The organism is Mycobacterium sp. WUMAC-067, assembly GCF_020217485.1.
Classification (GTDB): domain Bacteria; phylum Actinomycetota; class Actinomycetes; order Mycobacteriales; family Mycobacteriaceae; genus Mycobacterium.
On the sequence record NZ_JAEKMI010000154.1, the window covers coordinates 1 to 1029 of the forward strand.

The following is a 1029-nucleotide window of genomic DNA, read 5'->3' on the forward strand; positions in this document are numbered from 1 at the left end:
CTGCGGGAAGGTGCGCGCGGCCCAGCCCGCGACCAGCGCCACGGCCCCCACGCTCCAGCCGCCGCTGGCGAAGTTGCTGGCCGCCAGGGTGCGGCACGCCCACACCGACTCCTGCGGGGCCACCCAGTGCACCTCGTCGAAGGCGGCGTAGTCGATGTTGCGCGGATAGATGCTCGAGCCCAGCCCGCGCATCAACCGGCTGGCCACGGGTTGACCGAAAATGGTCGAGCCGATGGTGTCGACCCCGATCAGTTTCATGTCGGGGTTGAACTGGCGCAGCACCCGCGCCACCCCGGCCGAATGCCCGCCGGTGCCCACCGAGCACACCAGCACATCGACCCCGCCGAGCTGATCAAGCAGCTCCAACGCCAACGACCGGTAGCCGGTGATGTTGTCGGGGTTGCTGTACTGGTCGGGGCACCAGGAGCCGGGGTGGGCGGCCAACAGCTGGGCGACCCGGTCTTTACGGGCTTGTTGCCAGCCCCCCACCGGGTGCGGCTCGGTGACCAGCTCGACATCGGCGCCGTAGGCGGCCAGCATGTGACGCACGATCGGCTCCATGCCGGTGTCGGTGACCACGGTGACCGGATGCCCATAGGCCTGGCCGGCCAACGCCAGCCCCAACCCCAGGCTGCCGCTGGTGGATTCCACGATGCGCGCTCCGGGAGCTAATTCGCCGCGGGCGCGGGCGGCTTCGACCATGTGCATGGCCGGGCGGTCTTTCATGCTGCCGCCAGGATTGAATCCTTCCAGCTTGGCCCAAAACCCGCGTCCGGGCGGGGCGAACGGCGCCTCGATGCGCAGCACCGGGGTGTGGCCCACCATCGCACCGGGGCGCCGATAGGTGTCGGTGCCGGGCTGGGCGCACTCACGTGGCTGAACAACTTTGAGCGCCGGGATCGGGTGAACATAGTTATCGAAAGACAAAACATCGGTCATGAGAATCGTCGCTTTCTTGCGAACGCCGCGAATCAGTGCGGCACTTGACAGGGGTCAGCGATCACCAGCCGCCGAGCACACACGTGCTGC

Annotated in this window: 1 protein-coding gene; it reads right to left on the bottom strand. The window is 68.1% G+C overall.

The window, feature by feature from the left end:
* Positions 1 to 939 (bottom strand): PLP-dependent cysteine synthase family protein (locus tag JF781_RS27965; protein WP_225341358.1); only part of this gene is annotated, 939 nt, incomplete at its 3' end.
* Between the last annotated feature and the right edge of the window lie 90 nt (positions 940 to 1029).